11 protein-coding genes and 4 pseudogenes are annotated in these 16,131 nt (G+C 49.0%); 9 read left to right on the forward strand and 6 right to left on the reverse strand.

What is annotated here, in order from left to right; all coding sequences use genetic code 11:
- Nucleotides 1-11 precede the first annotated feature (11 nt).
- Nucleotides 12-734, forward strand: coding sequence for a bifunctional 2-polyprenyl-6-hydroxyphenol methylase/3-demethylubiquinol 3-O-methyltransferase UbiG (gene ubiG / locus QUE74_RS14535; protein WP_000990784.1), 723 nt, complete (start codon nt 12-14; stop codon nt 732-734).
- Between the two features lie 255 nt (nt 735-989).
- Here the strand turns inward: ubiG and QUE74_RS14540 are convergent.
- A pseudogene (locus tag QUE74_RS14540) lies at nt 990-1,961 on the reverse strand (hypothetical protein); the annotation flags it as partial.
- 423 nt (nt 1,962-2,384) lie between these two features.
- Complete coding sequence (gene ypaB, locus QUE74_RS14545) at nt 2,385-2,528, reverse strand: protein YpaB (RefSeq protein WP_001300064.1); 144 nt, start codon at nt 2,526-2,528, stop codon at nt 2,385-2,387.
- A 126-nt stretch (nt 2,529-2,654) separates the two neighbouring features.
- Between ypaB and nrdA the strand changes: the two genes are divergently transcribed.
- The 3 genes from nrdA (at nt 2,655) to yfaE (ending at nt 6,470) form a co-directional block, all read left to right on the forward strand.
- Nucleotides 2,655-4,940 (forward strand): class 1a ribonucleoside-diphosphate reductase subunit alpha, encoded by a 2,286-nt coding sequence (gene nrdA, locus QUE74_RS14550; RefSeq protein ID WP_001075170.1) that lies wholly within the window; start codon nt 2,655-2,657, stop codon nt 4,938-4,940.
- 145 nt (nt 4,941-5,085) lie between these two features.
- Entirely contained in the window at nt 5,086-6,216 is a 1,131-nt protein-coding gene (gene nrdB / locus QUE74_RS14560) for a class Ia ribonucleoside-diphosphate reductase subunit beta (protein ID WP_000332037.1), read from the forward strand.
- The gene (yfaE, locus tag QUE74_RS14565; protein ID WP_000135040.1) at nt 6,216-6,470 is read left to right on the forward strand and encodes a ferredoxin-like diferric-tyrosyl radical cofactor maintenance protein YfaE; all 255 of its coding nucleotides are present in this window, start codon (nt 6,216-6,218) and stop codon (nt 6,468-6,470) included. The genes nrdB and yfaE overlap by 1 nt, the downstream gene beginning before the upstream one ends.
- A 52-nt stretch (nt 6,471-6,522) precedes the next feature.
- Here the strand turns inward: yfaE and inaA are convergent, their stop codons facing one another.
- A complete protein-coding gene (gene inaA, locus QUE74_RS14570) occupies nt 6,523-7,173 on the reverse strand; it encodes a lipopolysaccharide kinase InaA (RefSeq protein WP_000301026.1) in 651 nt (216 codons plus the stop codon).
- A gap of 80 nt (nt 7,174-7,253) precedes the next feature.
- Nucleotides 7,254-7,364, reverse strand: a pseudogene (locus QUE74_RS14575) (hypothetical protein); the annotation flags it as partial.
- Between QUE74_RS14575 and QUE74_RS14580 the strand changes: the two are divergent.
- Nucleotides 7,353-7,595 (forward strand): annotated as a pseudogene (locus QUE74_RS14580) (LysR substrate-binding domain-containing protein); the annotation flags it as partial. The pseudogenes QUE74_RS14575 and QUE74_RS14580 sit on opposite strands and share 12 nt — an antisense overlap.
- Before the next feature lie 465 nt (nt 7,596-8,060).
- Nucleotides 8,061-9,131: pseudogene (locus QUE74_RS14585) on the forward strand (hypothetical protein).
- Nucleotides 9,132-9,350: 219 nt separating this feature from the next.
- Here QUE74_RS14585 and glpQ read toward each other — a convergent pair.
- Both glpQ and glpT read right to left on the reverse strand, forming a co-directional pair.
- Nucleotides 9,351-10,427, reverse strand: coding sequence for a glycerophosphodiester phosphodiesterase (gene glpQ, locus QUE74_RS14590; protein WP_001354784.1), 1,077 nt, complete (start codon nt 10,425-10,427; stop codon nt 9,351-9,353).
- Nucleotides 10,428-10,431: 4 nt separating this feature from the next.
- Nucleotides 10,432-11,790, reverse strand: a complete 1,359-nt coding sequence (glpT, locus tag QUE74_RS14595) for a glycerol-3-phosphate transporter (protein ID WP_000948720.1) — start codon at nt 11,788-11,790, stop codon at nt 10,432-10,434.
- 273 nt (nt 11,791-12,063) lie between these two features.
- On the opposite strand from glpT, the gene glpA reads away from it, so the two are divergent.
- From glpA to glpC, 3 genes are read left to right on the forward strand one after another with little or no spacing between them, the layout of a single operon-like run.
- Complete coding sequence (glpA, locus tag QUE74_RS14600; protein ID WP_000857270.1) at nt 12,064-13,692, forward strand: anaerobic glycerol-3-phosphate dehydrogenase subunit A; 1,629 nt, start codon at nt 12,064-12,066, stop codon at nt 13,690-13,692.
- The gene (glpB, locus tag QUE74_RS14605; RefSeq protein WP_001209916.1) at nt 13,682-14,941 is read left to right on the forward strand and encodes a glycerol-3-phosphate dehydrogenase subunit GlpB; all 1,260 of its coding nucleotides are present in this window, start codon (nt 13,682-13,684) and stop codon (nt 14,939-14,941) included. The genes glpA and glpB overlap by 11 nt, the downstream gene beginning before the upstream one ends.
- A complete protein-coding gene (gene glpC, locus QUE74_RS14610; RefSeq protein ID WP_001000391.1) occupies nt 14,938-16,128 on the forward strand; it encodes an anaerobic glycerol-3-phosphate dehydrogenase subunit GlpC in 1,191 nt (396 codons plus the stop codon). The genes glpB and glpC overlap by 4 nt, the downstream gene beginning before the upstream one ends.
- Nucleotides 16,129-16,131 lie beyond the last annotated feature (3 nt).

Here is a 16,131-nt window from a genome sequence, read left to right on the forward strand (position 1 = left end):
TAGAAGTGCCAATGAATGCCGAAAAATCGCCGGTAACCCCTAACGTAGACCACGAAGAGATCGCTAAATTTGAAGCCGTCGCCTCCCGCTGGTGGGATCTGGAAGGTGAGTTCAAACCGCTGCACCGCATTAACCCGCTGCGTCTGGGCTATATTGCCGAGCGTGCTGGCGGTTTATTTGGCAAAAAGGTGCTCGATGTCGGTTGTGGCGGCGGCATTCTGGCCGAGAGTATGGCGCGCGAAGGCGCGACGGTGACCGGTCTGGATATGGGCTTTGAGCCATTGCAGGTGGCAAAGTTGCACGCGCTGGAAAGTGGCATTCAGGTGGATTACGTGCAGGAAACCGTGGAAGAGCACGCGGCAAAACATGCCGGGCATTATGATGTGGTGACCTGCATGGAGATGCTGGAGCACGTCCCCGATCCGCAGTCAGTGGTCAGAGCCTGTGCGCAACTGGTGAAACCGGGCGGCGATGTCTTTTTCTCGACGCTTAACCGCAACGGCAAGTCATGGCTGATGGCGGTGGTTGGTGCTGAATATATTTTGCGCATGGTGCCTAAAGGTACGCATGATGTGAAGAAGTTTATTAAACCGGCAGAATTGCTGGGCTGGGTGGATCAGACCAGTCTAAAAGAACGGCATATGATCGGACTGCATTACAACCCGATCACTAATACTTTTAAGCTCGGCCCCGGCGTCGATGTGAACTATATGCTGCACACGCAGAATAAGTGAGGTTGTTGGCCGGATAAAGTGCTCGCACTGCATCCGGTAACAATACCAGGCGGACAGCAATTACCATTTTATCGTCATCGATAAAAACCCTGCCGTCTGGGCAAAATCATTACTCCCTTTCTGCCACGCCACGCTGCTTAGCCGCATCGTCGCTGATATTGCTGCCACCGTCTTCAATTTCCACCGAATGGGGCTCGTGATAATAATTCAGATCTAATGCTGGCGTGCTATGAACAGCAACACTTAGCTACTGTTTCCGGCAATGGAATCGATCTCACCATCGTTACTCATGTTGCCGATGACCAGAGTTTTATTGGCCGCGATGTCAAATCTGACCTGACTTGAATCAATGAACATGAAGCCTCCCGCCACCGCCGATGATGCATCGCCATAGCCTGCTGCGCTGTTGTTCTGATCCACTAAAACACCGTTGTTCTGGCTGTCGCTGTCATCAACTGAAATATCAATAAGATAGGAAGCCGTCGCGCTATTGGTATAAATTGCCCCGCAATAACCTTCGGCAGTGTTATTTGTAAAGGCGGTGTTATTTATTATCGTATAACCTGATGGATGCTTGCTGTCGCTATTATTATCAGTGATATCGATTGCGCCGCCATCGCCATCACTGTAACTTGTTGATGTATATGCCTGGTTATTATTAAAAACATCATCACTTAAATAGACATCATTATTGATGGTATAAAGTGCACCGCCTTTGCCGTCATTAGCGATGTTATTGAGAAATACGGCGTTAGTGATACGTAAATCGGCGACACCAGTATCGTTGGTACCGGCAGAATAGATTGCTCCGCCATAGCCCCCAGCAACATTACTGTCGAAAATAACATTCTCAATATTTATCGTTGAGTTTTCTTTAGCAAATATTGCCCCGCCATTATTATATTCTCCTGAGACAGTATTATTGGCAAACAGAGTCATTCCAGTTTCATTTTCTGGCGATAGAGAAAACTCCGCTCCTTGTTGCAAAAATACGGCGCCACCGCTGGCATTATTGGCCATACCCGAAAAAATCACCCATTGCCCATCGGCGATGCTCCAGTCCTGCGTAATGCCTGAAAGGCTTTGCCTGCTGGCCTGACAGCTCGCTTTGATATCATATCCCTGGCATGAATCAATAACCGCTGCGATACCATTAGTGGAGAAGAGAGACGCAATCATTGACGGGAGTAAAGATAAATACTCCTTACGTAGAAAAATAATCCGCATATTACCCTAACCATCCTTTTCTATGAGAAGGCGTATTTAATCGCATTATGTGATATGGGGTATCTTTCTTTTGTAAATTGTATAACTCGGTGCAATGACTATTTTGTTATTACTTGATGAATAATATCAGTGTATCATAATTCAAATTAATAACCTTAAGGTAAATCGGTTATATTTAAACTGAATTAAAGTAATAAATAATATTCTTATAATATATGCAAAAGTAACAAATTGGCTTGGTATTTAACAACAAACGAATATAAAACAACCATTTCGACTCAACAATCGCTTACATTCGCTTATATATTGACCACAGCTGATACATCAGATTATGTGATGACTCGTGCTTAGATCAATTTTGGCAATCATTAGCAACAAGATTAATAAACCATCTATATCAATTTACCCATACTATTCTGCCGTTCAAGAAATCGCCGAACAGTTATTTTTAACAAATTTTTCTCTTCCCATTGACTTTCCCGGACACCTTGTCTGACCTAAGGTGCGCGAAAGCCACTTTTTCCTTCCTGAGTTATCCACAAAGTTATGCACTTGCAAGAGGGCCATTTTCACACTATCTTGCAGTGAATCCCAAACATACCCCCTATATATAGTGTTCTTAGCAGCTTCCCTCACTACAGGTAGTCTGCATGAAGCTATTGCGGAAGAATTCCAAAAACAGGTACGACATACATGAATCAGAATCTGCTGGTGACAAAGCGCGACGGTAGCACAGAGCGCATCAATCTCGACAAAATCCATCGCGTTCTGGATTGGGCGGCAGAAGGACTGCATAACGTTTCGATTTCCCAGGTCGAGCTGCGCTCCCACATTCAATTTTATGACGGTATCAAGACCTCTGACATCCACGAAACCATTATCAAGGCTGCCGCAGACCTGATCTCCCGTGATGCGCCGGATTATCAGTATCTCGCCGCGCGCCTGGCGATCTTCCACCTGCGTAAAAAAGCCTACGGCCAGTTTGAGCCGCCTGCGCTGTACGACCACGTGGTGAAAATGGTCGAGATGGGCAAATACGATAATCATCTGCTGGAAGACTACACGGAAGAAGAGTTCAAGCAGATGGACACGTTTATCGATCACGACCGTGATATGACCTTCTCTTATGCTGCCGTTAAGCAGCTGGAAGGCAAATATCTGGTACAGAACCGCGTGACCGGCGAAATCTATGAGAGCGCCCAGTTCCTTTATATTCTGGTTGCTGCGTGCCTGTTCTCGAACTACCCGCGTGAAACGCGCCTGCAATACGTGAAGCGTTTTTACGACGCGGTTTCCACATTTAAAATTTCGCTGCCGACGCCAATCATGTCCGGCGTGCGTACCCCGACTCGTCAGTTCAGCTCCTGCGTGCTAATTGAGTGCGGCGACAGCCTGGATTCCATCAACGCCACCTCCAGCGCGATTGTTAAATACGTTTCCCAGCGTGCCGGGATCGGTATCAACGCCGGGCGTATTCGTGCGCTGGGTAGCCCGATTCGCGGTGGCGAAGCGTTCCACACCGGTTGTATTCCGTTCTACAAACATTTCCAGACGGCAGTGAAATCTTGCTCTCAGGGCGGTGTGCGCGGCGGTGCGGCAACACTGTTCTACCCGATGTGGCATCTGGAAGTGGAAAGCCTGCTGGTGTTGAAAAACAACCGTGGGGTGGAAGGCAACCGCGTGCGTCATATGGACTACGGGGTACAAATCAACAAACTGATGTATACCCGTCTGCTGAAAGGTGAAGATATCACCCTGTTCAGCCCGTCCGACGTACCGGGGCTGTACGACGCGTTCTTCGCCGATCAGGAAGAGTTTGAACGCCTGTACACCAAATATGAGAAAGACGACAGCATCCGCAAGCAGCGTGTGAAAGCCGTTGAGCTGTTCTCGCTGATGATGCAGGAACGTGCGTCTACCGGTCGTATCTATATTCAGAACGTAGACCACTGCAACACCCACAGCCCGTTTGATCCGGCTATTGCACCAGTGCGCCAGTCTAACCTGTGCCTGGAAATCGCCCTGCCGACCAAACCACTGAACGACGTCAACGACGAGAACGGTGAAATCGCGCTGTGTACGCTTTCTGCTTTCAACCTGGGCGCAATTAACAGCCTGGATGAACTGGAAGAGCTGGCAATTCTGGCGGTACGCGCACTCGACGCGCTGCTGGATTATCAGGATTACCCGATCCCGGCCGCCAAACGTGGAGCGATGGGTCGTCGTACGCTGGGTATTGGTGTGATCAACTTCGCTTACTACCTGGCGAAGCACGGTAAACGCTACTCCGACGGCAGCGCCAACAACCTGACGCATAAAACCTTCGAAGCCATTCAGTATTACCTGCTGAAAGCGTCTAATGAGCTGGCGAAAGAGCAAGGCGCGTGCCCGTGGTTTAACGAAACCACTTACGCGAAAGGGATCCTGCCGATCGATACCTATAAGAAAGATCTGGATGCCATCGCTAATGAGCCGCTGCATTACGACTGGGAAGCACTGCGTGAGTCAATCAAAACGCACGGCCTGCGTAACTCCACGCTTTCTGCTCTGATGCCGTCAGAGACTTCTTCGCAGATCTCTAACGCCACTAACGGTATTGAACCGCCGCGTGGTTACGTCAGCATCAAAGCGTCGAAAGACGGTATTCTGCGCCAGGTGGTGCCGGACTACGAGCATCTGCACGACGCCTATGAGCTGCTGTGGGAAATGCCGGGTAACGATGGCTACCTGCAACTGGTGGGGATCATGCAGAAATTTATCGATCAGTCGATCTCTGCTAACACCAACTACGATCCGTCACGCTTCCCGTCAGGAAAAGTGCCGATGCAGCAACTGCTGAAAGACTTGCTCACCGCCTACAAATTCGGGGTCAAAACGCTGTATTATCAGAACACCCGTGACGGTGCAGAAGACGCACAAGACGATCTGGTGCCGTCAATTCAGGACGATGGCTGCGAAAGCGGCGCATGTAAGATCTGATATTGAGATGCCGGATGCGGCGTGAACGCCTTATCCGGCCTACGGCTCGGTTTGTAGGCCTGATAAGACGCGCCAGCGTCGCATCAGGCACAGGATGCGGCGTAAAATGCCTTATCCGGCATTAAACTCCCAACAGGACACATTCATGGCATATACCACCTTTTCTCAGACGAAAAATGATCAGCTGAAAGAACCGATGTTCTTTGGTCAGCCGGTCAACGTGGCTCGCTACGATCAGCAAAAATATGACATCTTCGAAAAGCTGATCGAAAAGCAGCTCTCTTTCTTCTGGCGTCCGGAAGAAGTTGACGTTTCTCGTGACCGTATCGATTACCAGGCACTGCCTGAACACGAAAAACACATCTTTATCAGCAACCTGAAATATCAGACGCTGCTGGATTCCATTCAGGGTCGTAGCCCGAACGTGGCGCTGCTGCCGCTGATCTCGATCCCGGAACTGGAAACCTGGGTAGAAACCTGGGCATTCTCAGAAACAATTCATTCCCGTTCCTATACTCATATCATTCGTAATATCGTTAACGATCCGTCTGTTGTGTTTGACGATATCGTCACCAACGAGCAGATCCAGAAACGTGCGGAAGGGATCTCCAGCTATTACGATGAACTGATCGAAATGACCAGCTACTGGCATCTGCTGGGCGAAGGCACCCACACCGTTAACGGTAAAACCGTAACCGTTAGCCTGCGCGAGCTGAAGAAAAAACTGTATCTCTGCCTGATGAGCGTTAACGCGCTGGAAGCGATCCGCTTCTACGTCAGCTTTGCTTGTTCCTTTGCCTTTGCAGAACGCGAACTGATGGAAGGCAACGCCAAGATTATTCGCTTGATTGCCCGTGACGAAGCCCTGCACCTGACCGGTACACAACATATGCTGAATCTGCTGCGCAGCGGCGCGGATGATCCGGAGATGGCGGAAATTGCCGAAGAATGTAAGCAGGAGTGCTATGACCTGTTCGTCCAGGCGGCACAGCAAGAGAAAGACTGGGCGGATTATCTGTTCCGTGACGGTTCGATGATTGGTCTGAATAAAGACATTCTCTGCCAGTACGTTGAATACATCACCAATATCCGCATGCAGGCAGTCGGTTTGGATCTGCCGTTCCAGACACGCTCCAACCCGATCCCGTGGATCAACACCTGGCTGGTGTCTGATAACGTACAGGTTGCTCCGCAGGAAGTGGAAGTCAGTTCTTATCTGGTCGGGCAGATTGACTCGGAAGTGGACACCGACGATTTGAGTAACTTCCAGCTCTGATGGCCCGCGTTACCCTGCGCATCACTGGCACACAGCTGCTGTGCCAGGATGAACACCCTTCCCTTCTGGCGGCGCTGGAATCCCACAATGTGGCGGTTGAGTATCAGTGCCGCGAAGGTTACTGCGGCTCCTGTCGCACACGCCTTGTTGCAGGCCAGGTGGACTGGATTGCCGAACCGTTGGCCTTTATTCAGCCGGGGGAAATTTTGCCCTGTTGTTGCCGGGCAAAAGGCGATATTGAAATCGAGATGTGATCGGGTACTTGTGCCAGATGCGACGCTTACGCGTCTTATCTGGCCTACGTGATTACATGGCGTAGTAATACGCTTTAACCTGCTGCCAGTCCGCTTTAGGGATCGGCTCCAGATATTTTTCCAGCTGGCGGAAATCATGATTAATCGCTTTATGCCGACGTAAGCGGCGACGACTTTTCTCCAGATCAAGAAAACCAGCTTCTACCATACCTTCTGTTTTCACATAGATGTGGCGAACGTAACAACAGCCATGCTGACGATTAACGCTATGCATTTTCTTAAACGCCATCGCCACAGCTTTCAACATGGCTTGCCGAACATCGTCAGAATAAGGTGTTACTGCATGCTGGGCATACCAGTCAGCAATACTTATGAACCCCGCCATATCTTCCGTCACCAGCAACGCGCGCCATTCACCCTCAATTTTCACCGCTTCACCAAAAACGATTTTCGGCACAATGACACCAGCCCGTTCCAGCTCTTTAATTACCGCAACCTCACGGACAATCGTCGGTCGACCGAACGGATAACGTACGGAATGAAACAGATGATGCGTCATGCGCTTTACATACAGCTTTTTGCCGTTGCGCTCGACGCATTGCACCCCGCTCATCCCATTACGGCGATAGTTAGGCTCTTCAACCCAGTCGCCCTCTGTTGCCCACCAGTGATTAAATTCATCGTGCTTTGCTGAAACTGCCATACCCTATCGCCTGTCATTTTTTATTAACGACAATGACTATAGGTGGTTACCTGCGAAAAATCTTAATGAAACGTGTCGTATTAATGAATTTCTTTTGCCACTACTAGCGCGACACCGCTTTTACCCTTCATTTGCAGCGCATAGACTCCACCAGCCACTACCACTAATAGTGCGCCCAGCAAATAAAATATGAATTTAATCACCCGGATACAGCGATCAGTTTTATTCGACAGGGATTAGGCATCGCCTTATTACCAGAGTTAACGCTGAAAACCATTGCAGGTGAATTGTGTTCCGTTCCTCTCGAACCAACCTTCTATCGACAGATTTCGTTGCTGGCTAAAGAAAAGCCGGTAGAAGGCAGTCCACTGTTTTTACTACAAACGTGTACGGAACAACTCGTGGTGAGTGGAAAAATTTGATGTAAGACATGAGATTGATGACAAATGCAAGACTGCCTGATTCGCCACACTTAGTTGTACTATAGTCTTTACCAGGCGTAATAATTCGTTTTCACCTGATTTTGGCCCACTTTGTGAATTGGCGATATATATTTATTCAGTTGGGAGAAGTGACAATGACTCCAGGTAGAAACCGGTATGAAGCGCCCGACTCACTGTCAAAACCGATTGTTGAGAGTAATGACACTCCGGCGAACAGTACACAGTTTACTCTGGAGCCATTCTCAATCTTCAAGTGGGATACCTAATAACTTGTCAGGGAAGTTATCAATATCTGTTTGTTACTTATTACCGTATTTATTAACAATAATGATACTTTCTAACATGCGTAAAGGTCTTCGTAATAAAATGAGCTAAATTTGATAGTGAATATATTCTGCAAAGATTAAATTGTATCTTGTTAACTCACACTACAAGGAATCATTTATGCCAAATACATCTATTCACTTATCTCGCTGTAATATTTTACAAAATAATAAATTGCAAACAGCAGAAATTTACAAAGAATCACAACAAACCGCGAAACTTGAGATTTTTTGCAATGAGTTTCTAAAAATATCTCAAAGTAGATTCGGGTTATCAACCTCAGCAGACAACATAGCTAATTTATTGGCTTTTTTCACGAAAGCCTCAGATGAAATTGATAGTATCAAAACACAAAAAATTGACGTTCACAGTTATGGTTTCGTACCAATAAGACATTTTGTCGAGCATGTCATAACGTATAAAAATGAATTTGCAGAAGATTATGAACCCTATATCCTTACCTTTACCCGAGGTGAAAACAACGAAGGTGTTTTGAGTATCGAAAGCAAAGAAGGGTTTCTTTCACAAAGAACAATAAATTTAAATGAATATGAAACTGCAATTAACATCATCAATGAGCATGTTGCAAAAGAAAATATCAATAACAAGATCCAAACATTGACAGACAAAGACACACCAAAAATAACCAACTCTGACAAAATTTATAAATTTATCCACGAGTTAAATATAAGAACTCAACTTTACAGCAAGCAAAAAGAATATACAGACCTGCTACTACATTCTGAGAAAAATACAGAATGGTACAAATCCACATCCTCCGGGGAACGCTATGATGTATTTAAGAATTCTTCTAAAAAAATTGAAAATACCTACAAGCAAATTGTGCAAGCGCAGAAAAAATTGAAGCAAATGAAATACATCAATAAATTAAGTGGTGAGCTTAGCGATATCGCCGACAAAAAGTTAGCACCATTAATAAATGATAGTTTCAGCTATACACGAGATTTCTTTGCTTACTCAAAACAGGAAAAGAATATCTTCACATTTGATAATTCTAATTTTGTAGATCCAAAGGAAAAAGAAGGTTTAATGGTACAACACAGCAATGGGCAACTGGTTATTACTGGTAAATATTGCCCTGAAGGTGTGCAAACAGCATTCACCCAAGAACAATATGATAAATTAATAAGATACATTAATATTTTCTTTACCTTTCCGAAATTAGAATAATACTTTACAGTATAAACTGCATTACAATTTATTATTGAGGCATATTCATACTGTTTAAAGAATAACAATGCCCAGCGTTAGCTTTTTTAACGAATGAGTTTTACGAAAATTATGTTGGCATCTTTTTACAGGATGCACCCGTTAATGAAAAGAATAACCGGTAGTAGCATTATTTCGTTTTAGCAGAGGATGGCGCATGAACGCCATCCTGCAGTAGCATTACTCTTTATTAAGGAATTTTACTGCCTTATCAGGGAAATCAGTAAACAGCCCATTTACACCCGCTTTGTTATACAGAGCATCATATAACTGATTCACATCAGTAGTGTATTCAGGCAGCTTATCTGACCGCACGGTGTAAGGATGTACTACCAGTTTATTCTGCTGAGCATCTTGCACCATGCCAGTGAGTTTGATATTACCTGGCTGCGATGTCTCCTCAATCAACATATGATAATCCGGACCAATACCATCAGCATATTCCGCCACCTGTTTCATGGCCCCGGGCTTAAACATCCAGTCGTAGTTGTAATTGACCCAGCTTCCGTCTGGCTGTTTCTGCTGCGTTTCATTCCAGTCGGTATAGGCAATCAACTGTACCAGATTGAGGTCCATGCCCATTTTGGGTTCCAGCTCATTTTTAATGCGCTTCAGTTCATCAACATCAAAACATTGCAAATAAACTTTGTCGTCCTTACCGAGGTAACCATATTTCTTCAGCACTTCCAGCGTTTTTGCTGCAATATCCTTCCCTTCCTGATGATGGAACCACGGCGCTTTAATTTCTGGATAGATACCAATATTTTTCCCAGTGGAGTGATTTAACCCCTGAACAAATTCAATCTCTTCTTCAAAGGTGTGCACCCGGAAGTCAGACTTACCCATCGGGAAACGCCCCGGATAAGTCTGCACTTTTTTACCGTTTTCAATATCGAAACCTTCGGTAAATTTCAGCGACTTAATTTCATCCAGCGTAAAATCTATCGCGTAGTAACGGCCATCTTTACGCGCCCGATCCGGGAAACGATCGGCGACATCGGTTACCCGGTCAAGATAGTGGTCATGCAGAACGACCAGATGATCATCCTTCGTCATCACCAAATCCTGTTCCAGATAATCCGCTCCCTGCGCATAAGCCATCGCTTTTGCTGGCAGCGTATGCTCCGGTAAATATCCACTGGCACCGCGATGGGCGATGACTATTTTTTCGTTGCTATCCGCCGCCATTGCACTGCTTCCCATGATCATTCCACTCATCATGATCGCCATGCTAAGGTTTTTCAGCGTCAATTTCATGCCATTAGCCTCCATTGCGTTTTTGCTGTAATTCCTGATGGCGACGTTTTTCGCCAATCATCACAACTATCAACAGGATAACCGCCAGGATGCTGCCGCCAATCATTACCATAAAGCCGCCATCCCAGCCAAAGAAGTCCACGGTGTAACCAACAATCGCGCTCGCCGCCACCGAACCGCCCAGGTAACCAAACAGACCGGTAAAGCCCGCTGCCGTACCTGCCGCTTTTTTCGGTGCCAGTTCCAGCGCATGCAGACCGATCAGCATCACAGGACCGTAGATCAAGAAGCCGATGACAATCATACAAATCATATCGACGTTGGGATTGCCCGCCGGGTTCATCCAGTAAACGATAGTTGCGATGGTCACCAGTGTCATAAAGAAGACGCCGGTTGCCCCACGGTTACCGCGGAAGACCTTATCCGACATCCAGCCGCATAACAGGGTGCCCGGAATGCCCGCATACTCATAGAAGAAGTAGGCCCAGGAGGATTTATCCAGCGCGAAATGCTTAACTTCTTTCAGGTAGGTCGGTGACCAGTCGAGGATGCCGTAACGCAGCAGATAAACGAACACGTTGGCGATGGCGATGTACCACAGCAGTTTGTTCGGCAGCACGTACTGCATGAAAATTTGCTTTGCGGTCAGCTCCTGTTCCGCTTTTTCGTTATAGTCGTCCGGATAATCGTTTTTGTACTCTTCGATTGGCGGCAAGCCACAGGATTGTGGGGTATCGCGCATCATCGCAAAGGCGAATAGTGCCACCAGAATGGCGCAGAAAGCGGGCATATAGAGGGCCGCGTGCCAGTCATTGAACCAGGCCATCCCCAGCAGGAACAGCAGCGGCGGAATACCACCACCGACATTGTGTGCGCAGTTCCACACCGACACAATGCCGCCACGTTCTTTCTGCGACCACCAGTGCACCATAGTACGACCACACGGCGGCCACCCCATACCCTGGAACCAACCGCAGAGGAACAACAGTACAAACATCACCGCAATGCTCGATGTCGCCCATGGCACAAAGCCCATAAACAGCATCACTGCCGCCGCCAGAATCAAACCTGCGGGGAGGAAAACGCGCGGATTCGAGCGATCCGACACCGAACCCATGATGAATTTCGAAAATCCATAGGCGATCGAGATCCCAGAAAGCGCGAAACCTAAATCACCGCGTGAGAATCCCTGCTCCACCAGGTAAGGCATAGCGAGCGCAAAGTTCTTACGAACCAAATAGTAAGCAGCATAGCCAAAGAATATCCCCAGGAAAATTTGCCAGCGCAATCGACGATAAGTCGGATCGATCTCCGCGGCAGGTAAGCGCGCTTTGTGTGGCGCCGGTTTAAAAATACTCAACATTGAAAGCCTCCGTGGCCCGTGGTCTTATTTATGATTAACAGCCTGATTCAGTGGGAGAACCTGCCGTTTCTTGAGTTGCCGCGATGTTAAGAAAACATTCAGAAATTAAATGTGAATTGCCGCACACATTATTAAATAAGATTTACAGAATGTTCAAAATGACGCATGAAATCACGTTTCACTTTCGAATTATGAGCGAATATGCGCGAAATCAAACAATTCATGTTTTTACTATGGCTAAATGGTAAAAAAACGAACTTCAGAGGGATAACAATGAAAACTCGCGACTCGCAATCAAGTGACGTGATTATCATTGGCGGCGGCGCAACGGGAGCCGGGATTGCCCGCGACTGTGCCCTGCGCGGGCTGCGCGTGATTTTGGTTGAGCGCCACGACATCGCAACAGGCGCGACCGGGCGCAACCACGGTCTGCTGCACAGCGGCGCACGCTATGCGGTAACCGATGCGGAATCGGCCCGCGAATGTATTAGTGAAAACCAGATTTTAAAACGCATTGCACGTCACTGCGTTGAACCGACCAACGGCCTGTTTATCACCCTGCCGGAAGATGACCTCTCCTTCCAGGCCACTTTTATTCGTGCTTGCGAAGAGGCTGGAATCAGTGCTGAAGCCATTGATCCGCAGCAAGCACGCATTATCGAACCTTCCGTTAACCCGGCACTGATTGGCGCGGTAAAAGTTCCGGATGGCACTGTTGACCCATTTCGCCTGACCGCAGCGAACATGCTCGATGCGAAAGAACACGGTGCCATTATCCTCACCGCGCACGAAGTGACAGGTCTGATTCGTGAAGGCGCGACGGTGTGTGGCGTTCGTGTACGTAACCATCTCACTGGCGAAATTCAGGCACTTCATGCGCCTGTAGTGGTGAACGCCGCCGGGATCTGGGGGCAACATATTGCGGAATATGCCGATCTGCGCATTCGCATGTTCCCGGCGAAAGGGTCGCTTCTGATTATGGATCACCGCATTAATCAGCATGTGATCAACCGCTGCCGTAAACCTTCTGACGCCGATATTCTGGTGCCAGGCGATACCATTTCGCTGATTGGCACCACATCTTTACGTATTGATTACAACGAGATTGACGATAATCGAGTGACGGCAGAAGAAGTGGATATTCTGCTGCGTGAAGGGGAAAAACTGGCCCCCGTGATGGCGAAAACGCGTATTTTACGGGCCTACTCTGGCGTGCGTCCGCTGGTTGCCAGCGATGACGATCCGAGCGGGCGTAACGTCAGTCGCGGTATCGTGCTGCTCGATCATGCTGAACGCGATGGTCTGGACGGATTTATCACCATCACCGGTGGCAAACTGATGACCTATCGGCTGATGGCGGAATGGGCTACCGACGCGGTATGTCGCAAGCTGGGCAATACGCGCCCCTGTACGACCGCCGATCTGGCACTTCCAGGTTCACAGGAACCCGCTGAAGTTACCTTGCGTAAAGTCATCTCCCTGCCTGCCCCGCTGCGCGGTTCTGCGGTTTATCGTCATGGCGATCGCACGCCTGCCTGGCTTAGCGAAGGCCGTCTGCACCGCAGCCTGGTATGTGAGTGCGAAGCGGTAACTGCGGGTGAAGTGCAGTACGCAGTAGAAAATTTAAACGTTAACAGCCTGTTGGATTTACGTCGTCGCACCCGTGTGGGGATGGGAACCTGCCAGGGCGAGCTCTGCGCCTGCCGCGCTGCCGGACTGCTACAGCGTTTTAACGTCACGACGTCCGCGCAATCTATCGAGCAACTTTCCACCTTCCTTAACGAACGCTGGAAAGGCGTGCAACCCATCGCCTGGGGAGACGCATTGCGCGAAAGCGAGTTTACCCGTTGGGTTTATCAGGGACTTTGTGGTCTGGAGAAGGAGCAGAAAGATGCGCTTTGATACTGTCATTATGGGCGGCGGGCTCGCCGGATTACTCTGTGGCCTGCAACTGCAAAAACACGGCCTGCGCTGTGCCATTGTCACTCGTGGTCAAAGCGCGCTGCATTTCTCATCCGGATCGCTGGATTTGCTGAGCCATCTGCCTGACGGTCAGCCGGTGACAGACATTCACAGTGGACTGGAATCTTTGTGTCATCAGGCACCTGCCCATCCATACTCTCTTCTCGGGCCACAACGCGTGCTCGATCTCGCTTGTCAGGCACAGACATTAATCGCTGAAAGCGGTGCGCAATTACAGGGCAGCGTAGAGCTGGCTCACCAGCGAGTTACGCCGCTCGGTACTCTGCGCTCTACCTGGCTAAGTTCGCCAGAAGTCCCCGTCTGGCCGCTGCCCGCGAAGAAAATTTGTGTAGTGGGAATTAGCGGCCTGATGGATTTTCAGGCGCATCTTGCGGCGGCTTCATTGCGCGAACTGGATCTTAATGTTGAAACCGCAGAAATAGAGCTGCCAGAACTGGATATCCTGCGCAATAACGCCACCGAGTTCCGCGCGGTGAATATCGCCCGTTTCCTTGATAACGAAGAAAACTGGCCTCTGTTAATTGATGCGCTTATTCCTGTCGCCAATACCAGCGAAATGATCCTGATGCCCGCCTGCTTCGGCCTGGCTGATGACAAACTCTGGCGGTGGCTGAACGAGCAATTGCCCTGTTCATTAATGTTACTGCCGACATTACCACCTTCAGTGCTGGGCATTCGTCTGCAAAACCAGTTACAGCGCCAGTTTGTGCGCCAGGGTGGCGTGTGGATGCCGGGCGATGAAGTGAAAAAAGTGACCTGTAAAAATGGCGTGGTGAATGAAATCTGGACCCGCAATCACGCCGATATCCCGCTGCGTCCACGCTTTGCCGTGCTCGCCAGCGGCAGTTTCTTTAGTGGCGGACTGGTAGCGGAACGTGAAGGCATTCGTGAACCAATTATTGGTCTTGATGTACTACAAACCGCTACGCGGGGTGAATGGTATAAGGGAGATTTTTTTGCGCCGCAGCCGTGGCAGCAGTTCGGTGTCACCACTGATGAGGCGCTGCGCCCGTCGCAGGCGGGGAAAACCATTGAGAACCTATTTGTCATCGGTTCGGTGCTGGGCGGATTTGATCCCATTGCCCAGGGATGCGGCGGCGGTGTTTGTGCCGTCAGTGCTTTACATGCCGCTCAACAAATTGCCCAACGCGCAGGAGGCCAACAATGAACGACACCAGCTTCGAAAACTGCATTAAGTGCACCGTCTGCACCACCGCCTGCCCGGTGAGCCGGGTGAATCCCAGCTATCCGGGGCCAAAACAAGCCGGGCCGGATGGCGAGCGTCTGCGTTTAAAAGATGGTGCACTGTATGACGAGGCACTGAAATATTGTATTAACTGCAAACGTTGCGAAGTCGCCTGCCCGTCCGATGTGAAGATTGGCGATATCATCCAGCGCGCGCGGGCGAAATATGACACCACGCGCCCGTCGCTGCGCAATTTTGTGTTGAGTCATACCGACCTGATGGGTAGCGTTTCCACGCCGTTTGCTCCAATCGTCAACACCGCTACCTCGCTGAAACCAGTGCGGCAGTTGCTTGATGCGGCGTTAAAAATCGATCATCGCCGCACGCTACCGAAATACTCCTTCGGTACGTTTCGTCGCTGGTATCGCAGCGTGGCGGCTCAGCAAGCGCAATATAAAGACCAGGTGGCTTTCTTTCACGGCTGCTTCGTTAACTACAACCATCCGCAGTTAGGTAAAGATTTAATTAAAGTGCTCAATGCGATGGGTACCGGCGTTCAACTGCTCAGCAAAGAAAAATGCTGCGGCGTGCCGCTCATCGCCAACGGCTTTACCGATAAAGCACGTAAACAAGCAATCACGAATGTAGAGTCGATCCGCGAAGCTGTGGGGGGAAAAGGCATTCCGGTGATTGCCACCTCCTCGACCTGTACGTTTGCTCTGCGCGACGAGTACCCGGAAGTGCTGAATGTCGACAACAGAGGCTTACGCGATCACATCGAACTGGCGACCCGCTGGCTGTGGCGCAAGCTGGACGAAGGAAAAACGTTACCGCTGAAAACGCTGCCACTAAAAGTGGTTTATCACACCCCGTGCCATATGGAAAAAATGGGCTGGACACTCTACACCCTGGAACTGTTGCGTAAAATCCCGGGGCTTGAGTTAACGGTGCTGGATTCCCAGTGCTGCGGTATTGCCGGAACTTACGGTTTCAAAAAAGAGAACTACCCAACCTCACAAGCCATCGGCGCACCACTGTTCCGTCAGATAGAAGAAAGCGGCGCAGATCTGGTGGTCACCGACTGCGAAACCTGCAAATGGCAGATTGAAATGTCTACAAGCCTTCGCTGCGAGCACCCGATTACGCTGCTGGCCCAGGCGCTGTCTTAATCT

Source organism: Escherichia sp. 10290 (assembly GCF_030295155.1).
Lineage (GTDB): Bacteria > Pseudomonadota > Gammaproteobacteria > Enterobacterales > Enterobacteriaceae > Escherichia > Escherichia coli_F.

What these genes read in the sequence shown, in the direction of transcription:
- ubiG (WP_000990784.1), top strand. Translation starts at nt 12, where the DNA reads ATGAATGCCGAAAAATCGCCGGTAACCCCTAACGTAGACCACGAAGAG.
- ypaB (WP_001300064.1), bottom strand. Translation starts at nt 2,528, where the DNA reads ATGGCCCTCTTGCAAGTGCATAACTTTGTGGATAACTCAGGAAGGAAA.
- nrdA (WP_001075170.1), top strand. Translation starts at nt 2,655, where the DNA reads ATGAATCAGAATCTGCTGGTGACAAAGCGCGACGGTAGCACAGAGCGC.
- nrdB (WP_000332037.1), top strand. Translation starts at nt 5,086, where the DNA reads ATGGCATATACCACCTTTTCTCAGACGAAAAATGATCAGCTGAAAGAA.
- yfaE (WP_000135040.1), top strand. Translation starts at nt 6,216, where the DNA reads ATGGCCCGCGTTACCCTGCGCATCACTGGCACACAGCTGCTGTGCCAG.
- inaA (WP_000301026.1), bottom strand. Translation starts at nt 7,173, where the DNA reads ATGGCAGTTTCAGCAAAGCACGATGAATTTAATCACTGGTGGGCAACA.
- glpQ (WP_001354784.1), bottom strand. Translation starts at nt 10,427, where the DNA reads ATGAAATTGACGCTGAAAAACCTTAGCATGGCGATCATGATGAGTGGA.
- glpT (WP_000948720.1), bottom strand. Translation starts at nt 11,790, where the DNA reads ATGTTGAGTATTTTTAAACCGGCGCCACACAAAGCGCGCTTACCTGCC.
- glpA (WP_000857270.1), top strand. Translation starts at nt 12,064, where the DNA reads ATGAAAACTCGCGACTCGCAATCAAGTGACGTGATTATCATTGGCGGC.
- glpB (WP_001209916.1), top strand. Translation starts at nt 13,682, where the DNA reads ATGCGCTTTGATACTGTCATTATGGGCGGCGGGCTCGCCGGATTACTC.
- glpC (WP_001000391.1), top strand. Translation starts at nt 14,938, where the DNA reads ATGAACGACACCAGCTTCGAAAACTGCATTAAGTGCACCGTCTGCACC.